The organism is Arthrobacter sp. TJ-265, assembly GCF_058269135.1.
In genome coordinates, this window is the sequence record NZ_JBZCND010000003.1 from 227,958 (window position 1) to 253,087 (window position 25,130).

Consider the following 25,130-nt stretch of genomic DNA (forward strand, 5'->3'; position numbering starts at 1 on the left):
GCCATGTCGGATGAGTTCCGCAAGAACCTGTTGGGCCCGGAGCCCACCCTCCTGCCCGAGGAGCCCGACGTCGTCGGGCGCCTCGCCGCGGGCGACGAGGCCGTGGACCTGGCCGCTGCGCACCCGACGTCGTCGCTGGTGTGGGCCATCCTCGCCGACGAGGCGTACGCGGAGGGGCGGACCATCGAGTCCTACGCCTACGCGCGCACCGGCTACCACCGCGGCCTCGACGCGCTCCGGCGCAGCGGCTGGCGCGGGGCGGGGCCCATCCCGTACTCGCACGAGCCGAACCGGGGCTTCCTCCGGGCCCTCTTCGCCCTGGGCAGGGCCGCCGCCTCCATCGGCGAGATCGAGGAGGCCGAGCGGATCGCGGCGTTCCTCAGGGAATCGGACCCGGAGGCCAGCGCGCAGCTCGCCGGCTGACACCCCGGACGGGATGGCTCGGACGACGGGCTCCGCTGCGGCGGGCCCGTCTTCTCCGCCGTCCCGGACCGGCAGGCAGCGTAGCCCTACTCGGACCCGCGAGCCATAAACGAGTAGTGCTGATCCTTGTGCCGCTGTTACCAACGCGACCACTGTTAAAAGCTCCACGGAACGTGGTGAGGCGGACGGGAGCAGTGGTGAGCATGGCTACGAATGTGAGTACCAGTGAGCTGTACACGGTGGCGGAGGTCGCTGCCATGATGCGGGTGTCGAAGATGACGGTCTACCGCCTGGTGCAGGCCGGGACGATCCACAGCATCAGGTTCGGGCGCTCCTACCGGGTACCGCAGAGCGCGGTGCGGGAGTACATCGCCTCGACGAACTCCGGGTCCGACTACTCCATTTGATCCGCTCCATCGGGTTCGCGGCGGACGGGCCGGAATGAGGGGCCCGGCCCGGTTCTTCCCTCCCGCGCCCGCTCCCGGGATGGCCGGAGACGCAGGTCTCTTCGACCCGGGCTCGACGGTGTGGCGCCTCGCGCGCGAGCGGCTGATCATGGCGGGCGGGCCGGCGGCGCTCCTGCTGCAGGTGGCGCACCCGCTGGTCGGCGAGGGCGTGCGGGCCCACAGCGACTTCGCCACCGATCCCCTCCGGCGACTGCGTGGAACGCTCGACGCCGTCCTCACGGTCACGTTCGGGGACCGGGCGCAGGTCCGCGCGGCCGCCGGACATGTGGCGCGGAAGCACCGCCCGGTCACGGGGACGTTGCCCCGCCCCAGTGCGTCGGTGCCCGCCGGAACCCCCTACAGCGCCACCGACCCCGGGCTCGCCCTCTGGGTGTTCGCGACGCTCGTCTGGACGGCGCTCCAGGTCACGGACCGCTTCCTGCGCCCGACGTCGGCGGAGGAACGCGACGCCTATTACCGGGACATGAGGCAGCTGGCCCACCTCTTCGGGGTGACGGACGCCGTGCTGCCACAGGACTACCGCGGCCTCGAACGCTACGTCGCCGAGCAGTTCCGGGGAACGCTCGACGCCGGTCCCACGGCGCGCCTGATCGCCCGCCGGATCCTCGCGCCGGACCCGCCGATCATCCCGCGGCCGCTCCGCCCGCTGCCCGCCATCCTGGCGGCGGGCATCCTGCCCGTGCGGCTGCGGGAGCAGTACGGTCTCCCGTGGCGGCGTCGTGAGCGGCTGGTGTTCGCCGTCCTCCGGCGCACCACCCGGCTGGTGGTGCCTCTGCTCCCCGGGAGGGCACGCTACTGGCCGCACTACCGGGTGGCACGGGATCGGATGCGCCCGGAGCGCTGAACCGGACCGGTCACCCCTCGGGCCGGCGGATCGTCGTCGTCACCGTCACCACCTGGGGGCGGGGTGGCGCCGAGCTGAAGCCGAACCGGACGGGCGGGCTCAGGGTGGTCAGGGCGCCGAGGTCCGCGCCGTTCCAGGTCGCGGTCGCGGCGCGGACGGCCCGCGCCGAGGTGGCGCCGTAGTACTCGGTGCGGCCCTGCCCCGCGGAGCCCGCCGTTGCGACGCCCTTCACGAGCAGCGAGGCCACCGGGTTGATCAGCGCCAGCCACCGCGGGTGCGTGGCCAGGCGCCGTGGGACCAGGCCGAGGAGCCGCCCGAGCAGTGTCACGCCGCCGAGCTCGGCGTGGACCCGCAGGTCCCCGGCCTCGACGACGAGCCGGCCGCCCGCGAGGGCCGAGGAGATGGGGATGATCACGACGTCGTCGAACGTGTACGTCGCACCGACGTAGTCCGCGATCGCGGCGGCGGGCGCGAGCAGCGTCCGCCGGCCCGCGGCGTCCTCCATCATGACGTCGGTGAAGGAGCCGAAGGGCGAGGTGTCCCACCGGCCGATCACGAGGCGCGTCCCCGAGGTGGTGCCGATACCGGCGATGTGTCCTTCGAAGCGGTCCATGCCCCCATTGTGCCCGCGTGTGCCCGCGTGTGCCCGCGTGGGTCCGGGACGTCCCGACGGCACCGGGAGGGGCAGCCGCAACGGAACCGCAACCATCACGGACGAGGCTTTTGCGGCGTTCCCCGGGCCCCTCGGCTAAACTCGGACGGTAAGAGCCCCAGTGGCCGCACCCTGCGTGCGACCGGTTGGGGCGTTCTGATGCACGGCGTACTTTCCGCGGTCGCGCGGGGGGACCCGTACCGAATGGGGGAGGATCCCATGCCAGCAATCGTCATCGTCGGAGCCCAGTGGGGCGACGAGGGTAAGGGCAAGGCCACCGACCTGCTGGGTGGCCGGGTCGACTACGTCGTGAAGCCGAACGGCGGCAACAACGCCGGGCATACCGTGGTCGTCAACGGCGAGAAGTACGAGCTGAAGCTCCTTCCCGCCGGCATCCTCAGCCCGAACGCCGTGCCGATCATCGGCAACGGCTGCGTCATCAACCTCGAGGCGCTCTTCGAGGAGATCGACGGGCTCGAGGCCCGCGGCGCGGACACCTCGAAGCTGCGTGTCTCCGCCAACGCCCACCTCGTGGCGCCCTACCACCAGGTTCTCGACAAGGTCACCGAGCGCTTCCTCGGCAAGCGTGCGATCGGCACCACGGGCCGCGGCATCGGCCCGGCCTACATGGACAAGGTGGCCCGTCTGGGCCTCCGCGTCCAGGACGTCTTCGACGAGTCGATCCTGCGGCAGAAGGTCGAGGGCTCCCTCAAGCAGAAGAACGAGCTGCTGGTCAAGGTCTACAACCGCCGCGACGTCGAGGTGGAGGAGGTCGTCTCCTACTTCCTGTCCTTCGCCGAACGGCTGCGGCCCCTCGTCATCGACTCCACGTTCGTGCTCAACGAGGCGCTCGACGCCGGCAAGGTGGTCCTCATGGAGGGCGGCCAGGCGACCTTCCTCGACGTGGACCACGGCACCTACCCGTTCGTGACGTCGTCGAACCCCACCGCCGGCGGCGCGTCCGTCGGCTCGGGCATCGGCCCCACGCGCATCTCCCGCTCGATCGGCATCATCAAGGCGTACACCACCCGTGTGGGCGCGGGCCCCTTCCCCACGGAACTCTTCGACGAGATGGGCCTGTACCTCCAGAAGACGGGCGGCGAATTCGGCGTCAACACCGGCCGGCCGCGCCGGTGCGGCTGGTACGACGCCGTCCTGGCGCGCCACGCCTCGCGCGTCAACGGCTTCACGGACTACTTCGTGACGAAGCTCGATGTCCTCACGGGGATCGAGAGCATCCCGGTGTGCGTCGCGTACGACGTCGACGGCGTGCGGCACGACGAGATGCCCATGACGCAGACCGAGTTCCACCACGCCAAGCCGGTCTTCGAGTACTTCGACGGCTGGACCGAGGACATAACGGGCGCCCGGACCATCGAGGACCTGCCCGACAACGCGCAGAACTACGTGCGGGCCCTCGAGAAGCTCTCCGGCACCCGGTTCTCGGCCATCGGCGTCGGCCCGGACCGGGACCAGACCATCGTGGTCAACGACCTCATCAACTAGGCGGTCGACCACGCGACAGCGGCCCCCTTCGTCCTGCGAAGGGGGCCGCCGTCGTCCGGGCTCGTGCCGGTCCGGGGTTACAGGTTGACGGTGATGTCCGCGCCCTCGCGCAGCTGCGCGATGAGGGCCTGGGCGGCCTCGGACGTCTTGCCGCCCTTGAGCTGCTCCTCGATCTCGCCCCGCACCTCGTCGATCGGGGGCAGCGGCGTCGCGGTGGCACCGCTGGCCTCCTGCTGGGCTGCTGCGGCGTCGTAGGCGTCCTGGACCTCCTGGTCGCTGGGCGTCGTGTCGCCGGCCTCCTCGGCGAGCAGCGCGTCGAGCTTCACCTGGTCGGTGAGCTGGGAGTCGAACTCGGCGTCGTCGAGCCCCTGCTCGGAGAAAGCGGCACGCAGCTCCTCCTCGGAGCCCAGTCCGCTGGTCTCCAGCAGGTTCTCGATCGCGGCGGCCCGGGCCTCGGGCGTGGCCTCGATGCCGCGTTCGTCCGCCTCCTGGCGCAGCAGCTCGGTGCTCACGAGATTGTCCGCGACGGTCGTCTTCAGCAGGTCCTGGTCCACCTCCTGGCCGCCGGCCTGCGCCTGGGCGGCCGCCTGCGGGAACTGGCCCTCGTAGGCCGCGGTGAACTCCTCCCGCGTGATCTCGGTGCCATTGACCACCGCGACGACATCGGGGAGGCCCTCGACGTCCGGCTCCGGCTGGGCGGCGTCCCCGGCGGCGGCCGACTCGTCCGGTGCGGGCGCCGTGCTCGATGCCGCTGCGCCCTCGGGCTCGTCACCCGCGGCACCGCAGCCACCGAGGACCGCGATGGAGCCGACGAACGCGGCTGCGATCAGGCGCCGGCCCAGGATTGTTCCCTTGATGGTCATGCTGAGCCTGTCCTTGCGTCGCGTGCGATGGTCAGCCTGCGACGATAGCGGTGCCACCTGAACGTCCGCTGGACGTGCCCTCCGAGCCGGGCTGCTACCAGCCCCAGGTCCCCGCGCCGCCCTTGAACGGGCCGACGATCGCCGAGGTGATCCAGCCGCCGTAGAAATCGCCCTCCTGGGCCTGCACCCGCTCGCCGTCCACGGTGCACTCGTCCATCCGCGAGGGGTAGAGCGCCGCGCGCGTGGCCAGGTCCTCGTACCCGCGCACCGGAGCGGGGTAGGTCCAGGCACCGCGCGGGCTGCGGGCGGTCCCGGCGACGACGTCGAAATAGCTCGCGGCACCCTTGAACTCGCAGTGCGTGGTGCCGTCGACGGGCACCAGGACCCCGGGTGCGAACGCATCGATCGGCAGGTAGTAGACCGGCGGATGGCTCGTCTCCAGGACCCGGACGGCGTTGTCCGTGCTGATGACGAGCCGGTCGCCGAACCGCACCTCGATCCTCGCCGTCGTCGGCTCCACCCGCGGCGGCCTCGGGTAGTCCCACACGGATTCCTGGCCGGGGCCGGGTTGCACACGCTGTCTCGTCACCGGGTTCCTCATGGGACGAAGGCTACTCCGGCGCGCTGGACGGGGTCTGTACGCTGGACGGGAGGTGTCATCCACACGTGAGGGCGGGAACATGTTGGTCAGCGTTGGTCAGTTCAGGCCCGGCGGGGACGCCGCGGCGAATCTCGCCGTGATGCGGGACCTCGCGGAGCAGGCCGCCGCCGAGGGCTCGGAACTCATCGTCTTCCCCGAGGAGTCCATGTTCACGGTCGGCCGGGTGGAGGGCTCCCTCCGCCAGGCCGTCGAGGCCACCTGGACCTCCTTCGTCCAGCAGCTGTCGTTCATCGCAGCCGCGCATTCCATCGCCGTCGTCGCCGGGGGCTACGAGCCCAGCGGCGAGGAACGGCCCTTCAACACGCTCGTCCTCGTGGACGGGACCGGCCGGATCATGGACACGTACCGGAAGCTGCACCTCTACGACGCCTTCAGCTACCAGGAGTCCACGCGCATCAAGCCGGGCGACGGCGGCATCACGGTGGCCCGGCTGGGCGGCCTCGGGGTGGGGCTCATGACCTGCTACGACCTCCGGTTCCCCGAGCAGGCGCGGGCGCTCGCCGACGCCGGGGCGGACCTCATCTGCGTGCCGGCCGCGTGGTTCAGGGGTGAGCACAAGATCGAGCACTGGGAGACCCTGCTGAAGGCGCGGGCCATCGAGAACACCGTGTGGGTGGCGGCGGCCGGGACCTCCAGCAGCCATACGATCGGCCACTCCGCCATGATCGACCCCATGGGGGTGCCGCAGGCGCACCTGGGGGACGAGGAGCGCGGCGTGGTCACCACCGAGGTGACACGGCGCAGGGTCGACGACGTCCGCGAGTTCCTGCCCGTCCTGCGGAACAGGCGCTTCGCGCGGAACGAGTCCATTGTCGACGCCCACTGACGCGGAGTCCTCCCGTCCGGCCGAGCCGTCCCGCCTCGCGGAGGGGGTGCGGCCCCCGGAGGGACGTGCCGCCAACATCCGGGACGTGGCCCGGCGGGCAGGGGTCTCGCACCAGACCGTGTCCCGGGTGATCAACGGCCATCCGAGCCTCCGCCCGGAGACGCGTGACCGCGTCCTGGTCGCCATGGACGAGCTCAGCTTCCGGCCCAACCGTGCGGCCCGCGCGCTCGTGACCAGCCGGTCCACCACCATCGGCGTGCTCGTCGGCAAGGGCTTCGAGTACGGGCCCGCGGCGAGCCTGCAGGCCATCGACAGCGCAGCACGCCGCGCCGGGTACGCCGTGGACGTCGCGCACCTCGACGAGGTCGACGGCGGTTCGATCCGCTCGGCCCTGGACCGGTTGCTGGCCCACGGCGTGGACGGGCTCATCATCCTGGCGCCGCAGGCGCAGACGCTCGAGGAGATCGAGCGGCTGTCCATCACCCTGCCCTTCGTGACGGTGCACTCCGCCCGGGCCCACGACGACCACCGGCTGTCCGTGGACCAGTCCGGCGGGGCCGTCCTCGCGACCCGCCACCTGCTCGAGCTGGGCCATCGGCGCATCGCGCACGTGGCCGGTCCGGAGGGCTGGTTCGAGACGGACGCCCGCATCCGCGGGTACCGCGGTGAGATGGAGGCGTGGGGCCTGGCACCCGAGCCCCTCCTCTCCGGGACGTGGACGGCGGACTCCGGGTACCGGGCCGGGCTCGCACTGATCCAGGACCCCGGGATCACTGCTGTCTTCTCCTCGAACGACCAGATGGCGCTCGGCCTGATGCACGCCTTCCGCGAGCACGGGCTGCGGGTGCCCGAGGACATCAGCGTGGTGGGCTTCGACGACGTCCCCGAGGCCGCCCACTACTGGCCCCCGCTCACCACGGTGCGGCAGGACTTCCCGGAACTCGGCCGGCGTTGCGTCGCACGGCTGCTCGGGCTGATCGGCGTGCCGGCATCTGCTGCCGTCACCGCACCGGTGGGATCGACCGCCGATGTGCGTCCCGAGTTCATCCTGCGCGAGTCCACGGCCCGCCTCCCGGGCTGACGCTTCTGCGCCCCGGGCCTCCTCCCCACGCATTGACACAGCCCGCGGGCAGGGCACACACTGGTGACCGCGGATGTGAACGGTCACATTAACCGGATGCACCGCCACCACGATCCATCAGGGCACTGCCTGCAGTCCCGAGAAGAACAAAGAGGTCCTTCCCTTGAGTGACTCCACCCTGGGCGCATCCGCGCCGACCGAGGACGTCGGCAGGCCCGCCTACGTCATCGGCGTCGACTATGGCACCCTGTCCGGGCGCGCCGTCGTCGTCCGCGTCGCTGACGGCGCAGAACTCGGTGCCTCGACGCTCGCGTACCCGCACGCCGTCATGGACTCGACGCTCGCCGCGACGGGCGAGCCACTCCCGCCCGAATGGGCCCTGCAGGTACCCTCCGACTACGTCGACGTCCTCCGCACGGCCGTCCCGGCCGCCGTGCGGGAGGCGGGCATCGACCCGCAGGACGTCATCGGGATCGCCACGGATTTCACGGCGTGCACCATGGTGCCCACGCTCGCCGACGGCACGCCCCTCAACGAGGTCCACGGCTACGAGGGCCGCCCCCACGCCTACGTGAAGCTCTGGAAGCACCATGCCGCCCAGGGCCAGGCCAACCGCATCAACGACCTCGCGGCAGAACGCGGCGAGGCCTGGCTGCCGCGCTACGGCGGACTGATCTCGAGCGAGTGGGAGTTCGCGAAGGGCTTGCAGCTGCTCGAGGAGGACCCCGAGCTGTACGGCCTCATGGACCACTGGGTGGAGGCCGCCGACTGGATCGTCTGGCAGCTCACCGGCGAGTACGTGCGCAACGCCTGCACCGCCGGGTACAAGGGCATCTACCAGGACGGCGCCTACCCCTCCGAGGAGTTCCTCGCGGCGCTCAACCCGGACTTCGCCGGATTCGCCCGCGACAAGGTGGAGCACACCATCGGCGCCCTCGCGTCGAGGGCCGGTTCCCTGTCGGAGGAGGCCGCCGGCTGGACCGGCCTCCCCGCGGGCATCGCCGTCGCCGTCGGGAACGTGGACGCGCACGTCACGTCTCCCGCCGCGCAGGCCACCGACCCGGGCCAGATGGTCGCCATCATGGGCACCTCGACGTGCCACGTCATGAACTCCGACCGCCTCGCCGAGGTGCCCGGCATGTGCGGCGTGGTGGACGGCGGGATCGTCGAGGGCTTCTACGGCTACGAGGCCGGGCAGTCCGGCGTCGGCGACATCTTCGCGTGGTTCGTCGCGAACCAGGTGCCCGGCGAGATCCGCGACGCCGCGACGGCCCAGGGGCTCAGCGTGCACGAGTACCTCACCGAGCAGGCCAGGGCGGAGCCTGTCGGGGCGCATGGGCTCGTGGCCCTCGACTGGCACTCCGGCAACCGCTCCGTGCTCGTGGACCACGAACTGTCCGGCACCATCGTGGGGCTGACGCTCGCCACGAAGCCGCACGAGGTCTACCGCGCACTCCTGGAGTCGACGGCGTTCGGCACCCGGACGATCGTGGAGACCTTCAACGCCTCGGGCGTCCCCGTGACCGAGTTCGTGGCCGCTGGCGGGCTCATCCGCAACCCGTTCCTCATGCAGGTCTATGCCGATGTGCTGAACATGCCCATCTCCGTGATCGGCAGCTCCCAGGGGCCGGCCCTCGGGTCGGCGATCCACGCCGCCGTCGCCGCCGGAGCGTACGAGGACATCCATGCGGCGGCCGCCGCGATGGGCCATTCGGACCGCGCCGCGTACACCCCCGACGCGGAACGCGCCGCGGCGTACGACGCCCTGTATCGCGAGTACACCGAGCTCCATGACTACTTCGGGCGCGGCACCAACGATGTCATGCACCGGCTCAAGGCCCTCCGCCGCGCGGCCCGCATGCATCAGGCGGTGACCGCATGAGCCGGTTCACCCCCGACGTCGAGGCCGCCGTCGCGGCGGTCCGCCAGGACGTCGCCGCCCTGCACGCCGAACTCGTCCGCTACGGACTCGTGGTCTGGACCGGCGGCAACGTCTCGGGCCGCGTGCCCGGCGCAGATCTGTTCGTCATCAAGCCCTCCGGGGTCGGCTACGACGACCTGACGCCGGAGAACCAGATCCTCTGCGACCTCGACGGCAACGTCATAGCGGGCACCGCCGGGTCCGAGCGCTCCCCGTCGAGCGATACCGCGGCCCACGCCTATGTCTACCGGCACATGCCCGACGTCGGCGGCGTGGTGCATACGCACTCCACCTACGCGGTCGCCTGGGCCGCGCGCGGCGAACCGATCCCGTGCGTGATCACCGCGATGGCGGACGAGTTCGGTGGCGAGATCCCCGTCGGTCCGTTCGCGGTCATCGGTGACGACTCGATCGGCCGCGGCATCGTGGAGACCCTCACCGGCCACCGCTCGCGCGGCGTGCTCATGAAGAACCACGGGCCCTTCACCATCGGCAGGGACGCGAAGGACGCCGTCAAGGCCGCCGTCATGCTCGAGGACGTCGCCCGGACCGTCCACGTCTCCCGCCAGCTCGGCGCCCCCGTGCCCATCGAGCCCGAACACGTCGACTCCCTTTTCGACCGGTACCAGAACGTGTACGGTCAGTCATCGACCCCAGGAGCCCTTGCATGAGCCGCCTCAGCACCACCCTCGACGCCTACGAAGTCTGGTTCCTCACCGGCAGCCAGGAGCTCTACGGCGAGGAGACACTGCAGCAGGTCGCCGAGCAGTCGCAGGAGATCGTCCGCCTGCTCGAGGAGTCCGGCCTGCCCGTGAAGGTGGTCTGGAAGCCCACGCTGAAGGATTCCGCCTCGATCCGGCGCATGGCGCTGGAGGCCAACGCCGCGGACCACGCGATTGGGGTGATCGCCTGGATGCACACCTTCAGCCCCGCGAAGATGTGGATCGCGGGGCTCGACGCCCTCCGCAAGCCGCTGCTGCACCTGCACACGCAGATCAACGTGGCACTGCCGTGGGGCGAGATCGACTTCGACTTCATGAACCTCAACCAGGCCGCGCACGGCGACCGCGAGTTCGGCTACATCCAGTCGCGCCTCGGGGTGCCGCGCAAGACCGTCGTCGGGCACGTGTCCAGTCCCGACGTCTGCGCGAGGATCGCATCATGGCAGCGGGCCGCCGCCGGCTGGGCCGCCGTCCACGACCTCAGGGTGGCCCGCTTCGGCGACAACATGCGGAACGTCGCCGTGACCGAGGGGGACAAGACCGAGGCCGAGCTGCGGTTCGGCGTCTCGATCAACACGTGGGGCGTCAACGACCTCGTCGTCGCCGTCGAGGCGCAGTCGGAATCCGACGTCGACGCGCTCGTCGCCGAGTACGAGGAGACGTACGACGTGGTCCCGGAGCTCCGCCGCGGCGGGGACCGGCACGAGTCGCTGCGCTACGGCGCCCGGCAGGAACTCGGTCTGCTCTCCTTCCTCGAGGAGGGCGGCTTCGGGGCCTTCACCACCAGCTTCGAGGACCTCGGCGCACTCCGCCAGCTGCCCGGCCTCGCCGTCCAGCGCCTCATGGCCCGCGGCTACGGTTTCGGCGCCGAGGGCGACTGGAAGACCGCCGTCCTCGTCCGGGCCGCCAAGGTCATGGGCGCGGGGCTCCCGGGCGGCGCCTCCCTCATGGAGGACTACACGTACCACCTGGTGCCGGGGGAGGAGAAGATCCTCGGCGCGCACATGCTCGAGATCTGCCCCACCCTGACCACCGCGAAGCCGTCCCTCGAGGTGCACCCGCTGGGGATCGGCGGCAAGGAGGACCCCGTGCGCCTCGTGTTCGACACCGACCCCGGCGCGGGCGTCGTCGTCGCGATGTCGGACATGCGGGACCGCTTCCGCCTCACCGCGAACGCCGTCGAGGTGGTGCTGCCCGATGCCCCGCTGCCCAACCTGCCGGTGGCCCGCGCGGTGTGGAAGCCGGAGCCGAGCCTGGCGACCTCCGCCGCGGCGTGGCTCAGTGCCGGTGCCGCCCACCACACCGTCCTCAGCACCGCGGTGGGCCTCGAGGTGTTCGAGGACTTCGCGGACATCGCCGAGGTGGAACTGCTGCGGATCGACGCCGACACCACCCTGCGGGACTTCCAGCGTGAACTGCGCTGGAACGCCGCCTACTACCGGCTGGCGCAGAAACTCTAGGACCCTCCACCACAAGCCGGCAACGCCGCCGGAAACCACTCACAAGAAAGATCCACCATGAATCGGAAATACCTGGCCGGCATCGCGGCCGCCAGCATCCTGACGCTCAGCCTCACCGCGTGCGGTGGCAGCAGGGGCGGCGGCGACGCCGCTGCCGAGGGCGAGGGCGGGTCCAACGAGGGCGCCAAGATCGGCGTCGCCATGCCCACGCAGCAGTCCGAGCGCTGGATCGCCGACGGCGAGAACGTCAAGAGCCAGCTCGAGGAACTGGGCTACGAGGTGGACCTCCAGTTCGCCAACGACGACATCCCCACGCAGGTCTCGCAGATCGAGAACATGATCAACGGCGGCGTGAAGGCCCTCGTCATCGCCTCGATCGACGGCACCACCCTCACGAGCGTCCTCGACCAGGCCGAGTCCCAGGACATCCCGGTCATCGCCTACGACCGGCTCATCAACGAATCCGAAACCGTGGACTACTACACGACCTTCGACAACGAGGAGGTCGGCGTCCAGCAGGCCACGTCGCTGCTCACCGGCCTCGGCGTCCTCGACGCCGAGGGCAACGAGACGGGCGAGGAGGGCCCCTTCGACGTCGAGCTCTTCGCCGGGAGCCCGGACGACAACAACGCCACGTTCTTCTGGAACGGCGCCATGAAGACCCTGCAGCCCTACCTGGACAGCGGCGTGCTGCGCGTGCCCAGCGGCCAGACCGACTTCGAGCAGGCGGCGATCCTCCGCTGGCTCCCCGACACGGCACAGGACCGCATGGAGGACCTCCTCACGGTCGGCGGCGGCGAGCGCCTCGAGGGCGTCCTGTCGCCGTACGACGGCCTGTCGATCGGCATCATCTCGGCCCTGACCTCCGGCGGTTACTCGGCCGACGAGCTGCCCGTCGTCACGGGCCAGGACGCCGAGGTCGGCTCGATGAAGTCCATCATCGCCGGCGAGCAGTACTCGACGATCTTCAAAGACGTCCGCGAGCTCGGCAAGCAGGCCGTGACGATGGTGGACGCCCTCATGAAGGGTGAGGAGCCCGAGGTGAACGACACCGAGACGTACGACAACGGCGTCAAGGTGGTCCCCTCCTACCTGCTCGAGTCCGAGATCGTCACGGTGGACAACTACGAGGCCGCCCTCGTGGAGACCGGCTACTACACCGAGGACGAGCTCAAGTAGGCGTCCCGCAGTATGCCTGACCCCGTGGCTCCGGACCGTCCTGGTCCGGAGCCACGGGTTCCTCGCCCGGCCGTTGCCGGGACTTCCATACGAGTGAGTGAGGCCTGACCATGGCGGAGAACATCCTTCGGATGCACCGCATCACCAAGACCTTCCCGGGCGTGAAGGCACTGCAGGACGTCAGCCTGGACGTCGCGCGCGGAGAAGTCCACGCGATCTGCGGGGAGAACGGGGCCGGGAAATCGACCCTCATGAAAGTACTGTCCGGGGTCTACCCGCACGGCACGTACGACGGCGACATCGAGTTCGAGGACACCGTCGTGGAGTTCAAGGACATCCGCGACAGCGAACGCGCCGGCGTCGTCATCATCCACCAGGAACTCGCCCTCTCCCCCTTCCTGTCCGTCGCGGAGAACATCTTCCTGGGCAACGAGCGCGAGAAGCGCGGATTCATCAACTGGAACGAGACCAACGTGGAGGCGGCCAAGCTCATGCGCCGCGTGGGCCTGAACCTCAGCCCGGTGGTTCGCGCCGGTGACATCGGTGTCGGCAAGCAGCAGCTCGTGGAGATCGCGAAGGCACTCTCGAAGAACGTGAAGCTACTGATCCTCGACGAGCCCACAGCCGCCCTGAACGACGAGGACTCCGCGCACCTCCTCGGTCTCGTGAAGGGACTCCGGGAGGAGGGCATCACCTGCATCATCATCAGCCACAAGCTCAACGAGATCCGCGAGATCGCCGACTCCGTCACGATCCTGCGCGACGGCCGCACCATCGAGACGCTCAGCCTCCACGACGGTTCGGTCACGGAGGAGCGCATCATCAAGGGCATGGTGGGGCGCGACATGGAGAGCCGCTACCCGGACCGCACGCCGGTCATCGGCGAGGAGGTGCTCCGCGTCGAGGACTGGACGGTGCGCCACCCCCAGGAGAGCTCCCGCGTGATGGTCGACGCAGTGAACCTCTCCGTCCGGGCGGGCGAGGTGGTCGGCATCGCCGGACTCATGGGTGCCGGGCGCACAGAGCTCGCCATGAGCATCTTCGGCCGCAGCTACGGCTCCCACATCACGGGCACGCTCTACAAGAACGGTTCGCCGATCACCGCGCGCACGGTCGGGGAGGCGATCCGGCACGGCATCGCGTATGCGACGGAGGACCGGAAGCGCTACGGCCTGAACCTGATCGACGACATCAAGCGCAACATCTCCGGCGCCGCCCTCGGCAAGCTCGCGAAGCGCGGGTGGGTGGACAGCGGCCGGGAGGCCGTCGTCGCCGGCGACTACCGGAAGTCCATGAACATCAAGGCGCCGTCCGTCACAGCCATCACCGGCAAGCTCTCCGGCGGCAATCAGCAGAAGGTGGTGCTCTCCAAGTGGATGTTCTCGGACCCCGACGTCCTCATCCTCGACGAGCCCACCCGCGGGATCGACGTCGGCGCGAAGTACGAGATCTACACGCTCATCAACCGCCTGGCCGCCGAGGGGAAGGCGATCATCGTCATCTCCTCCGAGCTCCCCGAGCTCCTCGGCATCTGCGACCGCATCTACACCCTGGCCGAGGGCCGCATCACCGCCGAGGTGCCCATTGCACAGGCCACCCCGGAACTCCTCATGCAACACATGACCAAGGAAAAGGACTGACTCCATGGCTACCACCGTCAAGGACACCGCCGTCGCGGCGCCACCGCCTCCCGTCAAGCACGGGATCTCCTTCCTGACGAGCAGGCTGCGGCAGATCGGCATCTTCGTCGCCCTGCTGGTGATCGTCACCCTCTTCCAGGTGCTGACCGGCGGCGCCCTCCTGCAGCCGGACAACGTCTCGAACATCATCGTGCAGAACAGCTACATCCTCCTGCTGGCCATCGGCATGGTCATGATCATCGTCGCCGGGCACATCGACCTGTCCGTCGGCTCCGTGGCGGCCTTCGTCGGCGCGATGTCCGGCATCATGGTGCAGGACTGGAGCTTCCCCTGGTGGGCCGCCTTCCTCGCATCGCTGATCATCGGCGGTCTCGTGGGCGCCTGGCAGGGCTTCTGGGTGGCCTACGTCGGGATCCCGGCGTTCATCGTCACCCTCGCCGGCATGCTCATGTTCCGCGGGCTCACGCAGATCGTCCTCGGGAACCAGCGCATCACCGGCTTCCCTGAGGAGTACCGCCAGCTGGGCGGCGGCTTCCTGTTCCCGGGACTGTTCCCGCCGGAAACCAACCTCCTGGACTGGACGACCGTCGGCCTCGGCCTCATCGCCACGATGCTCCTCGTCGTCACGCAGCTGCGCGGCCGGGCCACCCGTGCCCGGCTCAAGCTCGAGGACGAGCCGGCGGCGTGGTTCTTCACCAAGCTCGCGTTCATCGCGGTCATGATCCTCGGACTGACCTACCTGCTGGCCGGTTCGCGCAGCGGGACGCCGATCGTCCTCGTGGTGCTCGGCGTGCTGATCGTCGCGTACAGCGCCGTGATGAACAACAGTGTCTTCGGCCGCCACATCTACGCCCGGGGCGGCAACCTCCAGGCCGCGCAGTTGTCCGGTGTCGACACCAAGCGGATCGATCTCATGCTGTTCGTCAACATGGGCGTGCTGGCTGCACTGGCCGGGCTCATCTTCACCGGCCGCCTCAACTCGGCCGGCCCGGGTGCGGGCAACCTGTTCGAGCTCGACGCCATCGCGGCGGCGTTCATCGGCGGCGCCGCCGTGACGGGCGGCGTGGGAACGGTCATCGGGGCCATCACCGGCGGCCTGATCATGGGTGTGCTGAACAACGGCATGTCCCTGCTCGGGGTGGGGATCGACGTCCAGCAGTTCATCAAGGGCATGGTGCTCCTGCTCGCCGTCGGGTTCGACGTGTTCAACAAGCGGCGCGCCTCGAACGCCCTGAAATAGGGCCTCGGACAGGAATCCGGGAAAAGAACGGGACGGGCGTAACTTTCCCCGCCCCCCGGTCGATTACCCCAATGGAAGTGCCTCACCGAGGCTTATCCCCCAACGGGCCTCGGTGCGGCCTTTTGTGCACGTGGACGAAGGGGCTCCGCCCCGGCCGGGAGGCGACGGTTACGATGGTGACGCCGTCCCACCCGAACAAGGACTCGATGAAACGTGGTCTCAACGCTGCCTGATGATGCGCTGAGCCGCGCGCAGGCGGGGGAGCCGGCGGCGCTGTCGCTGATCTATCAGGCGCTGGGCCCAGCTGTCCTAGGGTACTTCGTGGGGCGCAGGTCGGAGGACCCGGAGGCCCTCACCCAGGAAGTCTTCCTCGCGGTCTTCTCCAGGCTGGACTCGGTCACCGGAGGGCTGCCGGGGCTGCGAACGTTCACCTTCTCCGTCGCCCATGCGCGCCATGTGGACGAGGTGCGGAAGAGGACACGGGCGCCGGTCCTGGTGGGTTACGAGGCCGACGGCGACACCCGGACCACCGACTCCGCGGAGGCGGTGGTGCTCGGCACCCTCGACGCCGGCGGTGCAGGGGAATTGCTCGAGCAGCTCAGCGCCGAACAGCGCGACGTCATCCTCCTGCGCATCGTCGCCGAGCTGCCGATCGACCAGGTCGCGGAAATCCTCGGGAGGTCGACAGGATCGGTCAAGCAGCTGCAGCGGCGGGGGCTGCTCAAGCTGAAGGAACTTGTTCGACCCAATGAATCGGAAGCGCTATGACTGGACGTGAGACGCCGTCGCCGGACGTCGTGCTGCATCTCCTCGACGAGGCCGGCATCGCCGAGGAGCCCGCCCTCGTGCGTGCCCTGGAGGCCATCGGGGAGCTCGGCGCGGGCCCCGCGCCGGAGGTCGCCGCCGAGCTCGCCCAGCTGATGGCCGACGGCGGCAAGGCTCCGTCGGACCGCCGCACCAAGCGGCGCATCACCTTCATCGGCGGTGCGCTGGCCGTGTCCATGGGCGTCGGCATGTCCGGCGTCGCGGCCGGCACCTTCCACCTCGCGGACGGCCTCACCGAGGCCGTGGAGTCGGTAGCGCGCTTCAGCATCCGGGAGAGTGCCGACCGGGCGGACCTCCTTCCCGACGCACGGGCGGGGCAGGACGACGGCGGGGGTCACGGCGTCGTGGCCCCGTCCACGGGCACCCCGGCCCGCTCGCTCGTGGAGTTGGTCCCAGCGCCGTCGGCTGCAGGAGAGGCGGACAGGGCGGCCGATACCGGTTCCTCCGCGGCAGGCGCCGGTCCGTCCGTGGCGGAGGCCGCGCCGCTCGTTCCGGTGGACACGGCGCCGTCCGTCCCGGTGGGGGCCGCGCCGTCCGTTCCCGTACGGGCTGTGCCGGCTGCTGCCGTTCCGACACCTGCCGCGGTCCCACCCGCGGCAGTCCCTCCTGCCCGTCAGGCGCCCCCCGGTGCGGCTCCCCCTGCCGCTGTCCCACCCCCTGCGGCGTCACCCGTGGCACCGACCGGATCCGCGCCCGGGCCCGAGCGCCGCGCGGTGCCCCGAAGTCACGGTGGGGGAGGCCACGGTCCGGGGACCCCGGTCCTCGGGAACGGGACGTCGGGCGATCCGGTGCCCGGGACCGGGACGGCGGACGGCCAGGTCTCCGGGAATGGAACGGCGAACGGTCAGGGTAACGAGATCCGGCAGCCGCGGCAGGCGCGGGTGGAGACTCCGGTCGGTCCTGGGGCCGATCCGCAGGCTGAGGTCGGCTCGTCCGCAGAGGCACGGGCGATCTCCGCGCCGCCCAGCAGGGCCTGGCTCCTCGCGCCCGGCGGCGGTCCTGGGCATGTCCCGTCCGCGGGGACCTCCGGAGCGGCGGTGGAACCCGTCGCGGAGCCGTGGGCGTCCGAGTCCGCCACGGATGTGGCCGCAGCAGTGCACCCCGCAGTGCACCCCGCCGCGGATGAGCCCGCTGCCGGGCAGCCCGACCGGACGGATCCGCCGGAGGTCCCGGCCCTCCGCTAGGAGGTGATCTGCCGCTTCGAGGAGATGACGCCGGTGTTGAAGCCGGCGAGGTTGAGCCCGCCGTGGAAGCGCGCGTGCTCGATCTTGAGGCACCGGTCCATCACCACGTCCAGGCCGGCCGCTTCGGCCTCGCGTGCGACGTCCTCGTGCCACGATCCCAGCTGCAGCCAGAGCGTCTTCGCGCCGACGTCGAGCGTCTCCTGCAGCACCGAGGGCAGGTCGTCGTGCTTGCGGAACACATCGACGACGTCGGGCACCTCGGGCAGGTCCTTCAGCGATGCATAGGCCGGCCGGCCGAGGATCTCCTTCGCCACCGGGTTGACGAAGTACAGGCGGTAGGGGGAGGAGGACTGCAGGTAGGTCGCCACGAAGTAGGACGCCCGCGAGGGCTTGTCCGAGGCCCCGACGATCGCGACCGACCGAGCGTGCCTCAGCAGGTTCAGCCGTTCGGGCGCCGTCGGCCCTTCCCAGGTCCGTCCAGGTGTCGCGTTGCCGGTGCCGCCGCTCATGCTCCCACTCCCACTGCCCGCGTCGCCGATGCGTCGTCGTCGTTCTCTCCGGCCGCTTCCTGCGGCAGGTCCTCGAAGGAGGCGTCGGCGGCGTTCACCGCGATGTCCAGGGCCTGGTCCAGGTCCCAGAGGATGTCCTCGAGGTCCTCCAGGCCCACGGAGATGCGCACGAGGTCCTCGGGGACGCCCGCCGCTGCGAGCTGCTCGGCCGAGAGCTGCTGGTGCGTCGTCGAGCCCGGATGGATCACGAGGGTGCGGGAGTCGCCCACGTTCGCGAGGTGCGAGGCGAGCTGCAGGGACTCGATGAACTTCTGTCCCGCCTTGCGCCCGCCCCTGATGCCGAAGCTGAACACGGAGCCGGGGCCCTGCGGAAGGTAGGTCTTCGCCCGCTCATGATGCGCGTGGGTGGGGAGCCCGGCGTAGTTGACGTACTCCACCCGCGGGTCGGCCTGCAGCCACTCCGCGACGGCCAGGGCGTTCTCGAGGTGTTCGTCCAGGCGCTGCGCGAGGGTCTCGACCCCCTGGAGGAGCTGGAACGCGGACATCGGCGAGAGGGAGGGCCCGATGTCGCGGAGCTGCTCGGTGCGCAGCTTGGTCAGGAACCCGTATTCCCCGAAGTTCGCCCACCACTGGATGTTGCCATAGGAGGGCACGGGTTCGGTCATCATGGGGAATTTGCCGTTGCCCCAGTCGAAGCGGCCGCTCTCCACGATCACGCCGCCGAGCGTGGTGCCGTGCCCGCCGATGAATTTGGTGGCCGAATGGATGACGATGTCCGCGCCGTGCTCGATGGGGCGCACCAGGTAGGGCGTGCTCAGCGTGGAGTCGACGATGAACGGGATGCCGGCGTCGTGGGCGACCTTCGCGAGGCCTGCGAGGTCGGCGATCTCGCCGGAGGGGTTCGCGATCACCTCGGCGTAGACCGCCTTGGTGTTGTCCCGGAGGGCGGCCGCGTAGTCCGCGGGGTCCGTCCCGGGGACGAAGGTGGTCTCGATGCCGAACCGGCGCAGGGTGACGTCGAGCTGGGTGACCGTGCCGCCGTACAGCTGGGAGGCGGCGACGATGTGGTCCCCGGCCTGGCAGAGCGCCGCGAAGGTGATGAACTCCGCGCTCATGCCCGACGCCGTCGCCACGGCCCCGATCCCGCCCTCGAGGGAGGCGATGCGCTCCTCGAACGCCGCGACCGTCGGATTGCCGATCCGCGAGTAGATGTTGCCGTACTTCTGCAGGGCGAAGAGGTTCGCGGCGTCGTTGGTGTCCTTGAACACGAACGAGGTCGTCTGGTAGATGGGGACGGCCCGGGCCCCGTGGGTGGCGTCGGGAGTGCCGCCGGCGTGGAGTGCACGCGTGCGGAAACCGAAGGAACGTTCTGCCATCAGGCACCTGCCTTGCTGGGTTCGGATGCTGCGAGGGGGATTTCGGGGGCGACGTCGATGCCGAAGGCTGCCGTGGCTGCACTCATGGGTTCCTCCATCGTTCTGGCAGTAGCACCCTCATGCCGCCGCGCAACGCGGAGGCCAGGGTTGCTGCGGCGTCAGTGAGCCAGATCTCTCAGCCGCTCGGGATGGTCGGATCGAGTCTGACACCGGGCCGGTGCAGAACCAAACCATGTGTCCCCGTGTGAGGCAGGGGTTGCGGCGACCTAGGCTGGAGGGATGGAGGAATGGAGATCGGCAAGCCGGGCGCAGGACCGCAAGCTGTGGCAGACGCTCTGGTACGTCGGAGCCGCGCTGACGCTCACGCTGGCCAGCAGCATCCTTGTGGCCCTGGGCGGCCTTGGAACGGCGGCCACGGACTGGTTCTACATCCAGCAGGCGGTGCTGCTCTCGCTCAGTGCAGCCGGGACGGTCTTCGCCCTCCGTCGCTGGCGGGCGCTGCGCGGCTGAGGAGCACTTCACCCCCCGTTACTCTAATGTGACAGAAGTGACTGCTGTTGGGTATGGTCAACATGTGCTTCCGCGACCGTGGGGCGCTCCTGGACGGAATGCCGAGCCCTGCCGTCGTCCCGGACTCGTTCGCAACCACGAAAGGCAGGGACGGGGGAACCACTAGTTCCACCGGGCGCGCAGGAGACCCTGCAGGCGCCCTCGGGGTTAAGTCGCACCACATCACCCACGGGTGATGTTCGCGGCCGGGTGACTCCCATCCGAACCCGACAGCTCACCCCGCAGGCATGGGAGAGGTATAGAACCATGTCACGAAACATTTCTTCAGCGCGCCACCGTGCCGACGTCGACGGCAGTCTCGCGCTGCAGGGCCTGTCCCGCGCCGCCAGGGCCCACACCACCGCCGTAGGCCGCCCCGTCGCCATCGCCGCCGTCACCTCGGGCCTCGCGCTCGGCGCCGTGGGCACCGCCCATGCCGGTGAGTACACCGAGCAGGGCGCGACGACGACCCCCGCGGTCGTTGCAGCCCCCGCAGCACAGGCTGCCCCCGCCGCGCAGACAGCGGTCGCCTCCCCGACGACGCACACCGTCGTCCCGGGTGACACGCTGGGCGCCGTCTCGGCACGCTACGGCGTGGACCTGACCGCGGTCCTCACGGCGAACGGCCTGTCCGTCGCATCGATCATCTTCCCGGGCGACACCATCACCATCCCGACGGGCGGCGCCGCTGCGGCCCCGGCCCGGACGGTCTCGGTGCCCGTGGCCGCTCCCCAGGCTGCGCCCGCGGCCGTCGTGGCTCCTGCTGCGCCTGTCCAGCAGGCCGCGGCCTTCGCCCCGGCTCCCGCCTCCACGGCTCCCGGCTCCGGCGTGTACCTGGCCTCCGCCAAGATCACCCCGGTCGCAGCCTCCGGTGGTACCGCCGGCACCCTTCTGGCCTCCGCCCGGTCCCAGCTCGCCTCCGGTGCCGTCCAGGACTGCACCATCCTCGCGGAGAAGGCACTGCGCGCCGCAGGAATCCCCGTCGGCGACCTCGGCCCCTCGCAGTTCCTGCAGTTCGGCTCCAGGGTGGCATCCCCTGCCCCGGGTGACCTCGTCGTCACCGGCGGCCACGTCGCGATCTACGCCGGCGGCGGCCAGGTCATCAGCAGCGGCATGAACGGGGCGAACCTCACCATGCAGCACTCCCTCTCCGACCTCCCGGGAGCCTCCTTCGTCCGGGTTGCTGGCTGACACCGGAACGAACCACGCGCGGGAAGCGGCAGGTGCTTGGACGGGGCCCTGCCGCTTCCTTCTTTTAATGACCGCTCCCGGACGGTGCGTCAGCGGCGGGACAGCACGTCCTGGATCCCCGCGATGCACCCCTCGTTCTGCAGGGACGTGGTGTCCCCGAGCGGCGAGCCCTCGTAGAGCTGTGTGAGCAGACGGCGCATGATCTTGCCGGAGCGCGTCTTCGGCACATCGGGCACGACGACGACGGCGGACGGCCGCGCGATCGGTCCGATCGCCGCCGCGACGTGGGCGCGGAGCGTCGAGGTGACGTCCGTGTCCGGATCCGTACCCGCGGCGAGGACCACGAAGGCCGCAATGGCATGGCCCGTCAGGGGATCGGGCACGGGGCATGCGCCGGCTTCGGTGACGAGGGGATGGGCCACGAGCGCCGATTCGATCTCGATCGTGGACAGGCGATGACCCGAGACGTTGATGACGTCGTCCACGCGGCCCAGGATCCAGGTGTCACCGTCGTCGTCGTACCGGGCGCCGTCGCCGGCCAGGAACCAGCCCTGCGCTGCGAACCTCCGCCAGTAGGAGTCGAGATACCGCTGCGGGTCTCCCCAGACGGTGCGCGCCATGGCCGGGCCGTGGCGGTCCACCACGATCAGGCCATGCACGCCCGGCGGGACGGGGTGGCCCTCCTCGTCGACGATGCGCGTGCTGACCCCGGGCAGTGCGCGGGCAGCGCAGCCCGGCTTGAAGTCCGCGTCGGTGGGGCTGGGGGAGAGCACCGTGGCGCCGGTCTCGGACTGCCACCAGGTGTCGACGACGGGCACCTCGTCGCGGCCGAGGTTCCGGCGGAACCAGCGCCACGCCTCGGGGTTGACCGCCTCGCCGACCGTGCCCAGCACGCGGATGCTCGAGAGGTCGTGGGAGGCGGGGACGCCGTCCGGGAACCACCCCATGAGCGAGCGGACCAGGGTGGGCGCCGTGTAGTAGCTCGTGACGCCGTAGCGTTCGATGACCTCGAGGTGGCGTCCCGGATGGGGCGTGTTCGGCGTGCCCTCGTAGAGGACCTGCGTGGCGCCGTTGGAGAGCGGCCCGTACAGCTCGTAGGTGTGCGCGGTGACCCACGCGAGATCGGCGGTGCACCAGTGGACGTCCCGCTCCCGCAGGGCCGGGTCGGGGTTGCTGAAGAGGTGCTCGAAACTCCAGGACGCCTGCGTGAGGTACCCGCCCGAGGTGTGCACCAGGCCTTTGGGCTTTCCTGTGGTCCCGGACGTGTACATGATGAACAGCGGCGTCTCGGCGTCGAACGCCTCCGGCTCGTGGTGCTGTGAGGCGGTGTCGACGACGTCGTGCCACCACACGTCGCGGCCCTCCGTCCAGCTGATGTCCGACCCCGTGCGGCGGACCACCAGGACGTGCTCGATGCTGTTGTCCCCGGCCACCGCGGCGTCGGCGTTGTCCTTCACGGACACGGCGACGCCCCGCCGGAACTGGCCGTCGGTGGTGACCAGGAGCTTGGCGCCCGTGTCCTCCACGCGGAAGCGGAGCGCCTCCGCGGAGAACCCGCCGAAGACCAGCGAGTGCACGGCGCCGATCCGCGCGCAGGCGAGCGTGACGACCACCGTCTCGACGAGGACCGGCAGGTAGACGACCACCCGGTCACCCGGTCCGATGCCCAGTGCCAGCAGCGCATTCGCGGCCCGCGACACCTCGTCCTGCAGGTCCGCATAGGTCACGGCGCGGCGGTCCCCGGGCTCACCCTCGAAGTGGAGGGCCACACGATCGCCGCGGCCGGCCCGGACATGCCGGTCCACGCAGTTCACGGCGACGTTCAGGGTGCCGCCGGCGAACCACTCGATGGCGGGGATGCTCAGCGTCCCGTCCCTCTGCGGCTCCGCCCGTTCGAAGGAGTGCACGGTGTGCCACGGTGCCTCCCACTCGAGCCTGGCTGCCTGCTCCGCCCAGAACGCGAGGCGCTCGGCCTCCTCCTGCGCGGTGGCGCCCGCCCCCGTCGCCGTGCCTGTGCCTGCCGTGCCTGCACTCACCGTGCTCACGCCCACCGACGCACCGCCCAGCGTTCGGCGACGCCGAGGAGCGCGTCCGTCGTCTTGCCGATCACGGCCAGCAGGATGATCGCGAGGATGATGCGGTCCACCCGGCCCGTCTGCTGGGAGTCCGTGAGCAGGAAGCCCAGGCCCATGGACGAAGCGATGAGTTCGGCGGCCACGAGGAACAGCCAGGACTGCGCGAGCGCCAGCCGGAGGCCCGAGAACAGGGCGGGCACGACGGCGGGCAACTGTACCGTCGTGAGCAGGCGGATGCCGTTGAGCCCGAACGCCCGGGCGGCCTCGACGAGGTTGCGGTCGACGTGCCGCAGGCCGAGGTAGAGCGTGGTGAAGACGGGGAAGAAGGCGCCGATGCTGATCAACGTGACCTTCGAGTCCTCGTTGATGCCGATCCACAGCACGAGCAGCGGGACCCACGCCAGGGACGGGACGGCGCGCAGGGCTCCCACGGTCGGGGTGAGCAGGACGTCGGCGAGGCGGGAGAGGCCCAGGAGGGCGCCGGCCACCACGCCGAGCAGGGATCCGATGACGAAGCCGAGGACCACGCGCTGGGTGGAGATCAGGATGTGGGTGGCGAGCTGGCCGCGCTCGATGAGGTCGACGGCGGCCGCGAGGACCGACGCCGGCGAGGGGAGCTGCGACGGGCGGAAGAAACCCGACGCCGTGCTGAGGTGCCAGGCCAGCAGGATCAGTGCCGGGACGATGAGCCCGAGCAGGATGACGCCGGTACGCCGGACCGCCCTGCCCCGCCCCGCGTCGTTCTGTGCCTCGGGGCCTCCCAGCGGTGATCCCGCCGCGGAGAATCCGTCCCTGATGATGGGAACCGCGCTGCCCCCGGTCAGATAGTCGGCACTCATGAATCAGAGCCGACGGATGCCGGATCGGCGTTCTCGACGAGCGAGGCGTCGAACAGGGAGTCGAGTGCTTCATCGATCTGCTCCTGGCTCTGCACGTCACCGGTCTCCACGAAGACGGGGCCGATCTTCTCCAGGACGCTGCGCTGGGCGTCGCCCGGGGCGGGATCGACGTCGAGGTTCGTGCGGTCGATGATGACCGACTCGGCGATCGTCGGGTCGATCGCGGCGACCTCGGCGAGGATGGCGGCCGTCTCCTCGGGATTCTCCTTCGCCCATTCCCGTGCCTTCTCGTAGGCGTCCACCACGGTCTGGGCGACGTCCGGCTTCTCCGTGAGGAAGTCCTCGGTGGCGTTGAGGAAGCCGTAGGTGTTGAAGTCGATGTCGCGGAAGAAGAGCTCCGCGCCGTCCTGCTCGGCGGCGGCCATGATCGGGTCCAGGCCGGACCAGGCGTCCACGGCGCCGCTGGCGAGCGCAGCCCGGCCGTCGGCGTGCTGCAGGTTCTCGATCGTGACCTCGGACTGGTCCACGCCCGCGGCCTCGAGCGCCTGCAGGAGGAAGAAGTACGGGTCCGTCCCGCGGGTCGCCGCGATGGACTTGCCGCGCAGGTCCTCGACGCTCGTGATACCGGAGTCGGGGAGCGTGACGAGGGCCGCCCACTCGGGCTGAGAGTAGATGTCGATGGCCTTGATCGGGGAGCCGTTGGAGCGGGCGAGCAGGGCGGCGGACCCGGCGGTGGAGCCGACGTCGATCGCCCCGGCGCGCAGTGCCTCGTTGGCCTTGTTCGACCCGGCGGACTGCACCCAGTTGACGGTGATGTCCTGGGCGGCGAGTTCCTCCTCGAGCCAGCCCTGCTCCTTGATGACGAGGCTCAGCGGGTTATAGGTGGCGAAGTCGATGTTGAGCTCACCGCCCTGGGTGGCTCCGCCGTCGGCGGCCTGCGTGTCGGAGGCGTTCTCTCCCGCCAGGCAGCCGCTGAGGCTGAGCGAGAGGGCGGTGGCGAGGGCGAGGGTCGGCAGGAGGGCGCGGCGGTTCATGGTGGTCCTTCGGTGGAGGGTATGGAAAGTGGGTAGGCAGGGAGGCAGCGCGGTACGACGGCG

The 25,130-nt window shown here is 70.3% G+C and carries 24 protein-coding genes and 2 riboswitches; of the genes, 16 read left to right on the forward strand and 8 right to left on the reverse strand.

The annotated features are described in order from the left end of the window. The first annotated feature begins 3 nt into the window (after nt 1-3). The 3 genes from AC4D2E_RS12740 to AC4D2E_RS12750 all read left to right on the forward strand — a co-directional run bounded on the left by AC4D2E_RS12740 (nt 4) and on the right by AC4D2E_RS12750 (nt 1,734). Nucleotides 4-423, forward strand: a complete 420-nt coding sequence (locus tag AC4D2E_RS12740) for a DUF3151 domain-containing protein (RefSeq protein WP_490911294.1) — start codon at nt 4-6, stop codon at nt 421-423. Nucleotides 424-620: 197 nt separating this feature from the next. Next, on the forward strand, nt 621-830 hold the full coding sequence (locus AC4D2E_RS12745; RefSeq protein ID WP_104168159.1) for a helix-turn-helix domain-containing protein: 210 nt from the start codon (nt 621-623) through the stop codon (nt 828-830). A 79-nt stretch (nt 831-909) separates the two neighbouring features. Continuing rightward, complete coding sequence (locus AC4D2E_RS12750) at nt 910-1,734, forward strand: oxygenase MpaB family protein (protein ID WP_490952847.1); 825 nt, start codon at nt 910-912, stop codon at nt 1,732-1,734. A gap of 10 nt (nt 1,735-1,744) precedes the next feature. Here AC4D2E_RS12750 and AC4D2E_RS12755 read toward each other — a convergent pair whose 3' ends face one another. Then, nucleotides 1,745-2,347: a hypothetical protein gene (locus AC4D2E_RS12755; RefSeq protein WP_490952848.1), complete on the reverse strand. Its 603-nt coding sequence runs from the start codon at nt 2,345-2,347 to the stop codon at nt 1,745-1,747. 258 nt (nt 2,348-2,605) lie between these two features. On the opposite strand from AC4D2E_RS12755, the gene AC4D2E_RS12760 reads away from it, so the two are divergent. Further along, nucleotides 2,606-3,892, forward strand: a complete 1,287-nt coding sequence (locus AC4D2E_RS12760) for an adenylosuccinate synthase (protein ID WP_104167169.1) — start codon at nt 2,606-2,608, stop codon at nt 3,890-3,892. Nucleotides 3,893-3,969: 77 nt separating this feature from the next. Here AC4D2E_RS12760 and AC4D2E_RS12765 read toward each other — a convergent pair whose 3' ends face one another. Both AC4D2E_RS12765 and AC4D2E_RS12770 read right to left on the reverse strand, forming a co-directional pair. Further along, the gene (locus AC4D2E_RS12765; RefSeq protein ID WP_490911291.1) at nt 3,970-4,755 is read right to left on the reverse strand and encodes a SurA N-terminal domain-containing protein; all 786 of its coding nucleotides are present in this window, start codon (nt 4,753-4,755) and stop codon (nt 3,970-3,972) included. A gap of 94 nt (nt 4,756-4,849) precedes the next feature. After that, nucleotides 4,850-5,356, reverse strand: a complete 507-nt coding sequence (locus tag AC4D2E_RS12770) for a DUF427 domain-containing protein (protein ID WP_490911290.1) — start codon at nt 5,354-5,356, stop codon at nt 4,850-4,852. A gap of 79 nt (nt 5,357-5,435) precedes the next feature. On the opposite strand from AC4D2E_RS12770, the gene AC4D2E_RS12775 reads away from it, so the two are divergent. The 10 genes from AC4D2E_RS12775 to AC4D2E_RS12820 all read left to right on the forward strand — a co-directional run bounded on the left by AC4D2E_RS12775 (nt 5,436) and on the right by AC4D2E_RS12820 (nt 17,494). Next, on the forward strand, nt 5,436-6,242 hold the full coding sequence (locus AC4D2E_RS12775; RefSeq protein WP_490911289.1) for a carbon-nitrogen hydrolase family protein: 807 nt from the start codon (nt 5,436-5,438) through the stop codon (nt 6,240-6,242). After that, nucleotides 6,226-7,323, forward strand: a complete 1,098-nt coding sequence (locus tag AC4D2E_RS12780) for a LacI family DNA-binding transcriptional regulator (RefSeq protein WP_490952849.1) — start codon at nt 6,226-6,228, stop codon at nt 7,321-7,323. The genes AC4D2E_RS12775 and AC4D2E_RS12780 overlap by 17 nt, the downstream gene beginning before the upstream one ends. A gap of 163 nt (nt 7,324-7,486) precedes the next feature. Continuing rightward, on the forward strand, nt 7,487-9,205 hold the full coding sequence (gene araB, locus AC4D2E_RS12785) for a ribulokinase (RefSeq protein ID WP_490952850.1): 1,719 nt from the start codon (nt 7,487-7,489) through the stop codon (nt 9,203-9,205). Then, on the forward strand, nt 9,202-9,915 hold the full coding sequence (locus AC4D2E_RS12790) for an L-ribulose-5-phosphate 4-epimerase (RefSeq protein WP_490952851.1): 714 nt from the start codon (nt 9,202-9,204) through the stop codon (nt 9,913-9,915). Before araB ends, AC4D2E_RS12790 begins: the two co-directional genes overlap by 4 nt. Then, complete coding sequence (gene araA, locus AC4D2E_RS12795) at nt 9,912-11,426, forward strand: L-arabinose isomerase (RefSeq protein WP_490952852.1); 1,515 nt, start codon at nt 9,912-9,914, stop codon at nt 11,424-11,426. The genes AC4D2E_RS12790 and araA overlap by 4 nt, the downstream gene beginning before the upstream one ends. A gap of 57 nt (nt 11,427-11,483) precedes the next feature. After that, nucleotides 11,484-12,605 carry a multiple monosaccharide ABC transporter substrate-binding protein gene (chvE, locus tag AC4D2E_RS12800; RefSeq protein ID WP_104167155.1) on the forward strand — a complete coding sequence of 374 codons (1,122 nt, stop codon included), beginning with the start codon at nt 11,484-11,486 and terminating at the stop codon, nt 12,603-12,605. A 110-nt stretch (nt 12,606-12,715) separates the two neighbouring features. After that, a complete protein-coding gene (gene mmsA, locus AC4D2E_RS12805; protein ID WP_104167153.1) occupies nt 12,716-14,245 on the forward strand; it encodes a multiple monosaccharide ABC transporter ATP-binding protein in 1,530 nt (509 codons plus the stop codon). Nucleotides 14,246-14,249: 4 nt separating this feature from the next. Beyond that, nucleotides 14,250-15,485 carry a multiple monosaccharide ABC transporter permease gene (mmsB, locus tag AC4D2E_RS12810; RefSeq protein ID WP_104167151.1) on the forward strand — a complete coding sequence of 412 codons (1,236 nt, stop codon included), beginning with the start codon at nt 14,250-14,252 and terminating at the stop codon, nt 15,483-15,485. Nucleotides 15,486-15,698: 213 nt separating this feature from the next. Next, nucleotides 15,699-16,253, forward strand: coding sequence for an RNA polymerase sigma factor (locus AC4D2E_RS12815; protein ID WP_104167149.1), 555 nt, complete (start codon nt 15,699-15,701; stop codon nt 16,251-16,253). Then, the gene (locus tag AC4D2E_RS12820; RefSeq protein WP_490952853.1) at nt 16,250-17,494 is read left to right on the forward strand and encodes a hypothetical protein; all 1,245 of its coding nucleotides are present in this window, start codon (nt 16,250-16,252) and stop codon (nt 17,492-17,494) included. The genes AC4D2E_RS12815 and AC4D2E_RS12820 overlap by 4 nt, the downstream gene beginning before the upstream one ends. Here AC4D2E_RS12820 and AC4D2E_RS12825 read toward each other — a convergent pair. Both AC4D2E_RS12825 and AC4D2E_RS12830 read right to left on the reverse strand, forming a co-directional pair. Continuing rightward, on the reverse strand, nt 17,491-18,003 hold the full coding sequence (locus AC4D2E_RS12825) for a CoA-binding protein (protein ID WP_104167145.1): 513 nt from the start codon (nt 18,001-18,003) through the stop codon (nt 17,491-17,493). The two genes, AC4D2E_RS12820 and AC4D2E_RS12825, sit on opposite strands and share 4 nt — an antisense overlap. Next, a complete protein-coding gene (locus AC4D2E_RS12830; RefSeq protein WP_104167143.1) occupies nt 18,000-19,379 on the reverse strand; it encodes an O-acetylhomoserine aminocarboxypropyltransferase/cysteine synthase family protein in 1,380 nt (459 codons plus the stop codon). Before AC4D2E_RS12830 ends, AC4D2E_RS12825 begins: the two co-directional genes overlap by 4 nt. 91 nt (nt 19,380-19,470) lie before the next feature. Next, nucleotides 19,471-19,574: riboswitch (SAM riboswitch) on the reverse strand. A gap of 84 nt (nt 19,575-19,658) precedes the next feature. Between AC4D2E_RS12830 and AC4D2E_RS12835 the strand changes: the two genes are divergently transcribed. Continuing rightward, entirely contained in the window at nt 19,659-19,889 is a 231-nt protein-coding gene (locus AC4D2E_RS12835; protein ID WP_104167141.1) for a hypothetical protein, read from the forward strand. Between the two features lie 120 nt (nt 19,890-20,009). Beyond that, nucleotides 20,010-20,190: riboswitch (cyclic di-AMP (ydaO/yuaA leader) on the forward strand. Nucleotides 20,191-20,195: 5 nt separating this feature from the next. Continuing rightward, complete coding sequence (locus AC4D2E_RS12840) at nt 20,196-21,119, forward strand: C40 family peptidase (protein ID WP_490952854.1); 924 nt, start codon at nt 20,196-20,198, stop codon at nt 21,117-21,119. A gap of 89 nt (nt 21,120-21,208) precedes the next feature. Here AC4D2E_RS12840 and acs read toward each other — a convergent pair whose 3' ends face one another. The 3 genes from acs to AC4D2E_RS12855 are packed head-to-tail and all read right to left on the reverse strand — an operon-like array spanning nt 21,209 to nt 25,067. Next, complete coding sequence (acs, locus tag AC4D2E_RS12845; protein ID WP_490952855.1) at nt 21,209-23,155, reverse strand: acetate--CoA ligase; 1,947 nt, start codon at nt 23,153-23,155, stop codon at nt 21,209-21,211. Between the two features lie 5 nt (nt 23,156-23,160). Beyond that, complete coding sequence (locus AC4D2E_RS12850; RefSeq protein WP_490952856.1) at nt 23,161-24,033, reverse strand: ABC transporter permease; 873 nt, start codon at nt 24,031-24,033, stop codon at nt 23,161-23,163. Beyond that, a complete protein-coding gene (locus tag AC4D2E_RS12855; protein WP_490911277.1) occupies nt 24,030-25,067 on the reverse strand; it encodes an aliphatic sulfonate ABC transporter substrate-binding protein in 1,038 nt (345 codons plus the stop codon). Before AC4D2E_RS12855 ends, AC4D2E_RS12850 begins: the two co-directional genes overlap by 4 nt. Between the last annotated feature and the right edge of the window lie 63 nt (nt 25,068-25,130).

Coding starts and splice junctions, on each gene's coding strand:
- AC4D2E_RS12830 (WP_104167143.1), bottom strand. CDS start 19,379: ATGGCAGAACGTTCCTTCGGTTTCCGCACGCGTGCACTCCACGCCGGC.
- AC4D2E_RS12750 (WP_490952847.1), top strand. CDS start 910: ATGGCCGGAGACGCAGGTCTCTTCGACCCGGGCTCGACGGTGTGGCGC.
- AC4D2E_RS12835 (WP_104167141.1), top strand. CDS start 19,659: ATGGAGGAATGGAGATCGGCAAGCCGGGCGCAGGACCGCAAGCTGTGG.
- AC4D2E_RS12740 (WP_490911294.1), top strand. CDS start 4: ATGTCGGATGAGTTCCGCAAGAACCTGTTGGGCCCGGAGCCCACCCTC.
- araA (WP_490952852.1), top strand. CDS start 9,912: ATGAGCCGCCTCAGCACCACCCTCGACGCCTACGAAGTCTGGTTCCTC.
- AC4D2E_RS12840 (WP_490952854.1), top strand. CDS start 20,196: ATGTCACGAAACATTTCTTCAGCGCGCCACCGTGCCGACGTCGACGGC.
- AC4D2E_RS12760 (WP_104167169.1), top strand. CDS start 2,606: ATGCCAGCAATCGTCATCGTCGGAGCCCAGTGGGGCGACGAGGGTAAG.
- AC4D2E_RS12770 (WP_490911290.1), bottom strand. CDS start 5,356: ATGAGGAACCCGGTGACGAGACAGCGTGTGCAACCCGGCCCCGGCCAG.
- AC4D2E_RS12765 (WP_490911291.1), bottom strand. CDS start 4,755: ATGACCATCAAGGGAACAATCCTGGGCCGGCGCCTGATCGCAGCCGCG.
- mmsA (WP_104167153.1), top strand. CDS start 12,716: ATGGCGGAGAACATCCTTCGGATGCACCGCATCACCAAGACCTTCCCG.
- AC4D2E_RS12790 (WP_490952851.1), top strand. CDS start 9,202: ATGAGCCGGTTCACCCCCGACGTCGAGGCCGCCGTCGCGGCGGTCCGC.
- AC4D2E_RS12825 (WP_104167145.1), bottom strand. CDS start 18,003: ATGAGCGGCGGCACCGGCAACGCGACACCTGGACGGACCTGGGAAGGG.
- AC4D2E_RS12755 (WP_490952848.1), bottom strand. CDS start 2,347: ATGGACCGCTTCGAAGGACACATCGCCGGTATCGGCACCACCTCGGGG.
- AC4D2E_RS12820 (WP_490952853.1), top strand. CDS start 16,250: ATGACTGGACGTGAGACGCCGTCGCCGGACGTCGTGCTGCATCTCCTC.
- AC4D2E_RS12775 (WP_490911289.1), top strand. CDS start 5,436: ATGTTGGTCAGCGTTGGTCAGTTCAGGCCCGGCGGGGACGCCGCGGCG.
- chvE (WP_104167155.1), top strand. CDS start 11,484: ATGAATCGGAAATACCTGGCCGGCATCGCGGCCGCCAGCATCCTGACG.
- mmsB (WP_104167151.1), top strand. CDS start 14,250: ATGGCTACCACCGTCAAGGACACCGCCGTCGCGGCGCCACCGCCTCCC.
- AC4D2E_RS12850 (WP_490952856.1), bottom strand. CDS start 24,033: ATGAGTGCCGACTATCTGACCGGGGGCAGCGCGGTTCCCATCATCAGG.
- AC4D2E_RS12855 (WP_490911277.1), bottom strand. CDS start 25,067: ATGAACCGCCGCGCCCTCCTGCCGACCCTCGCCCTCGCCACCGCCCTC.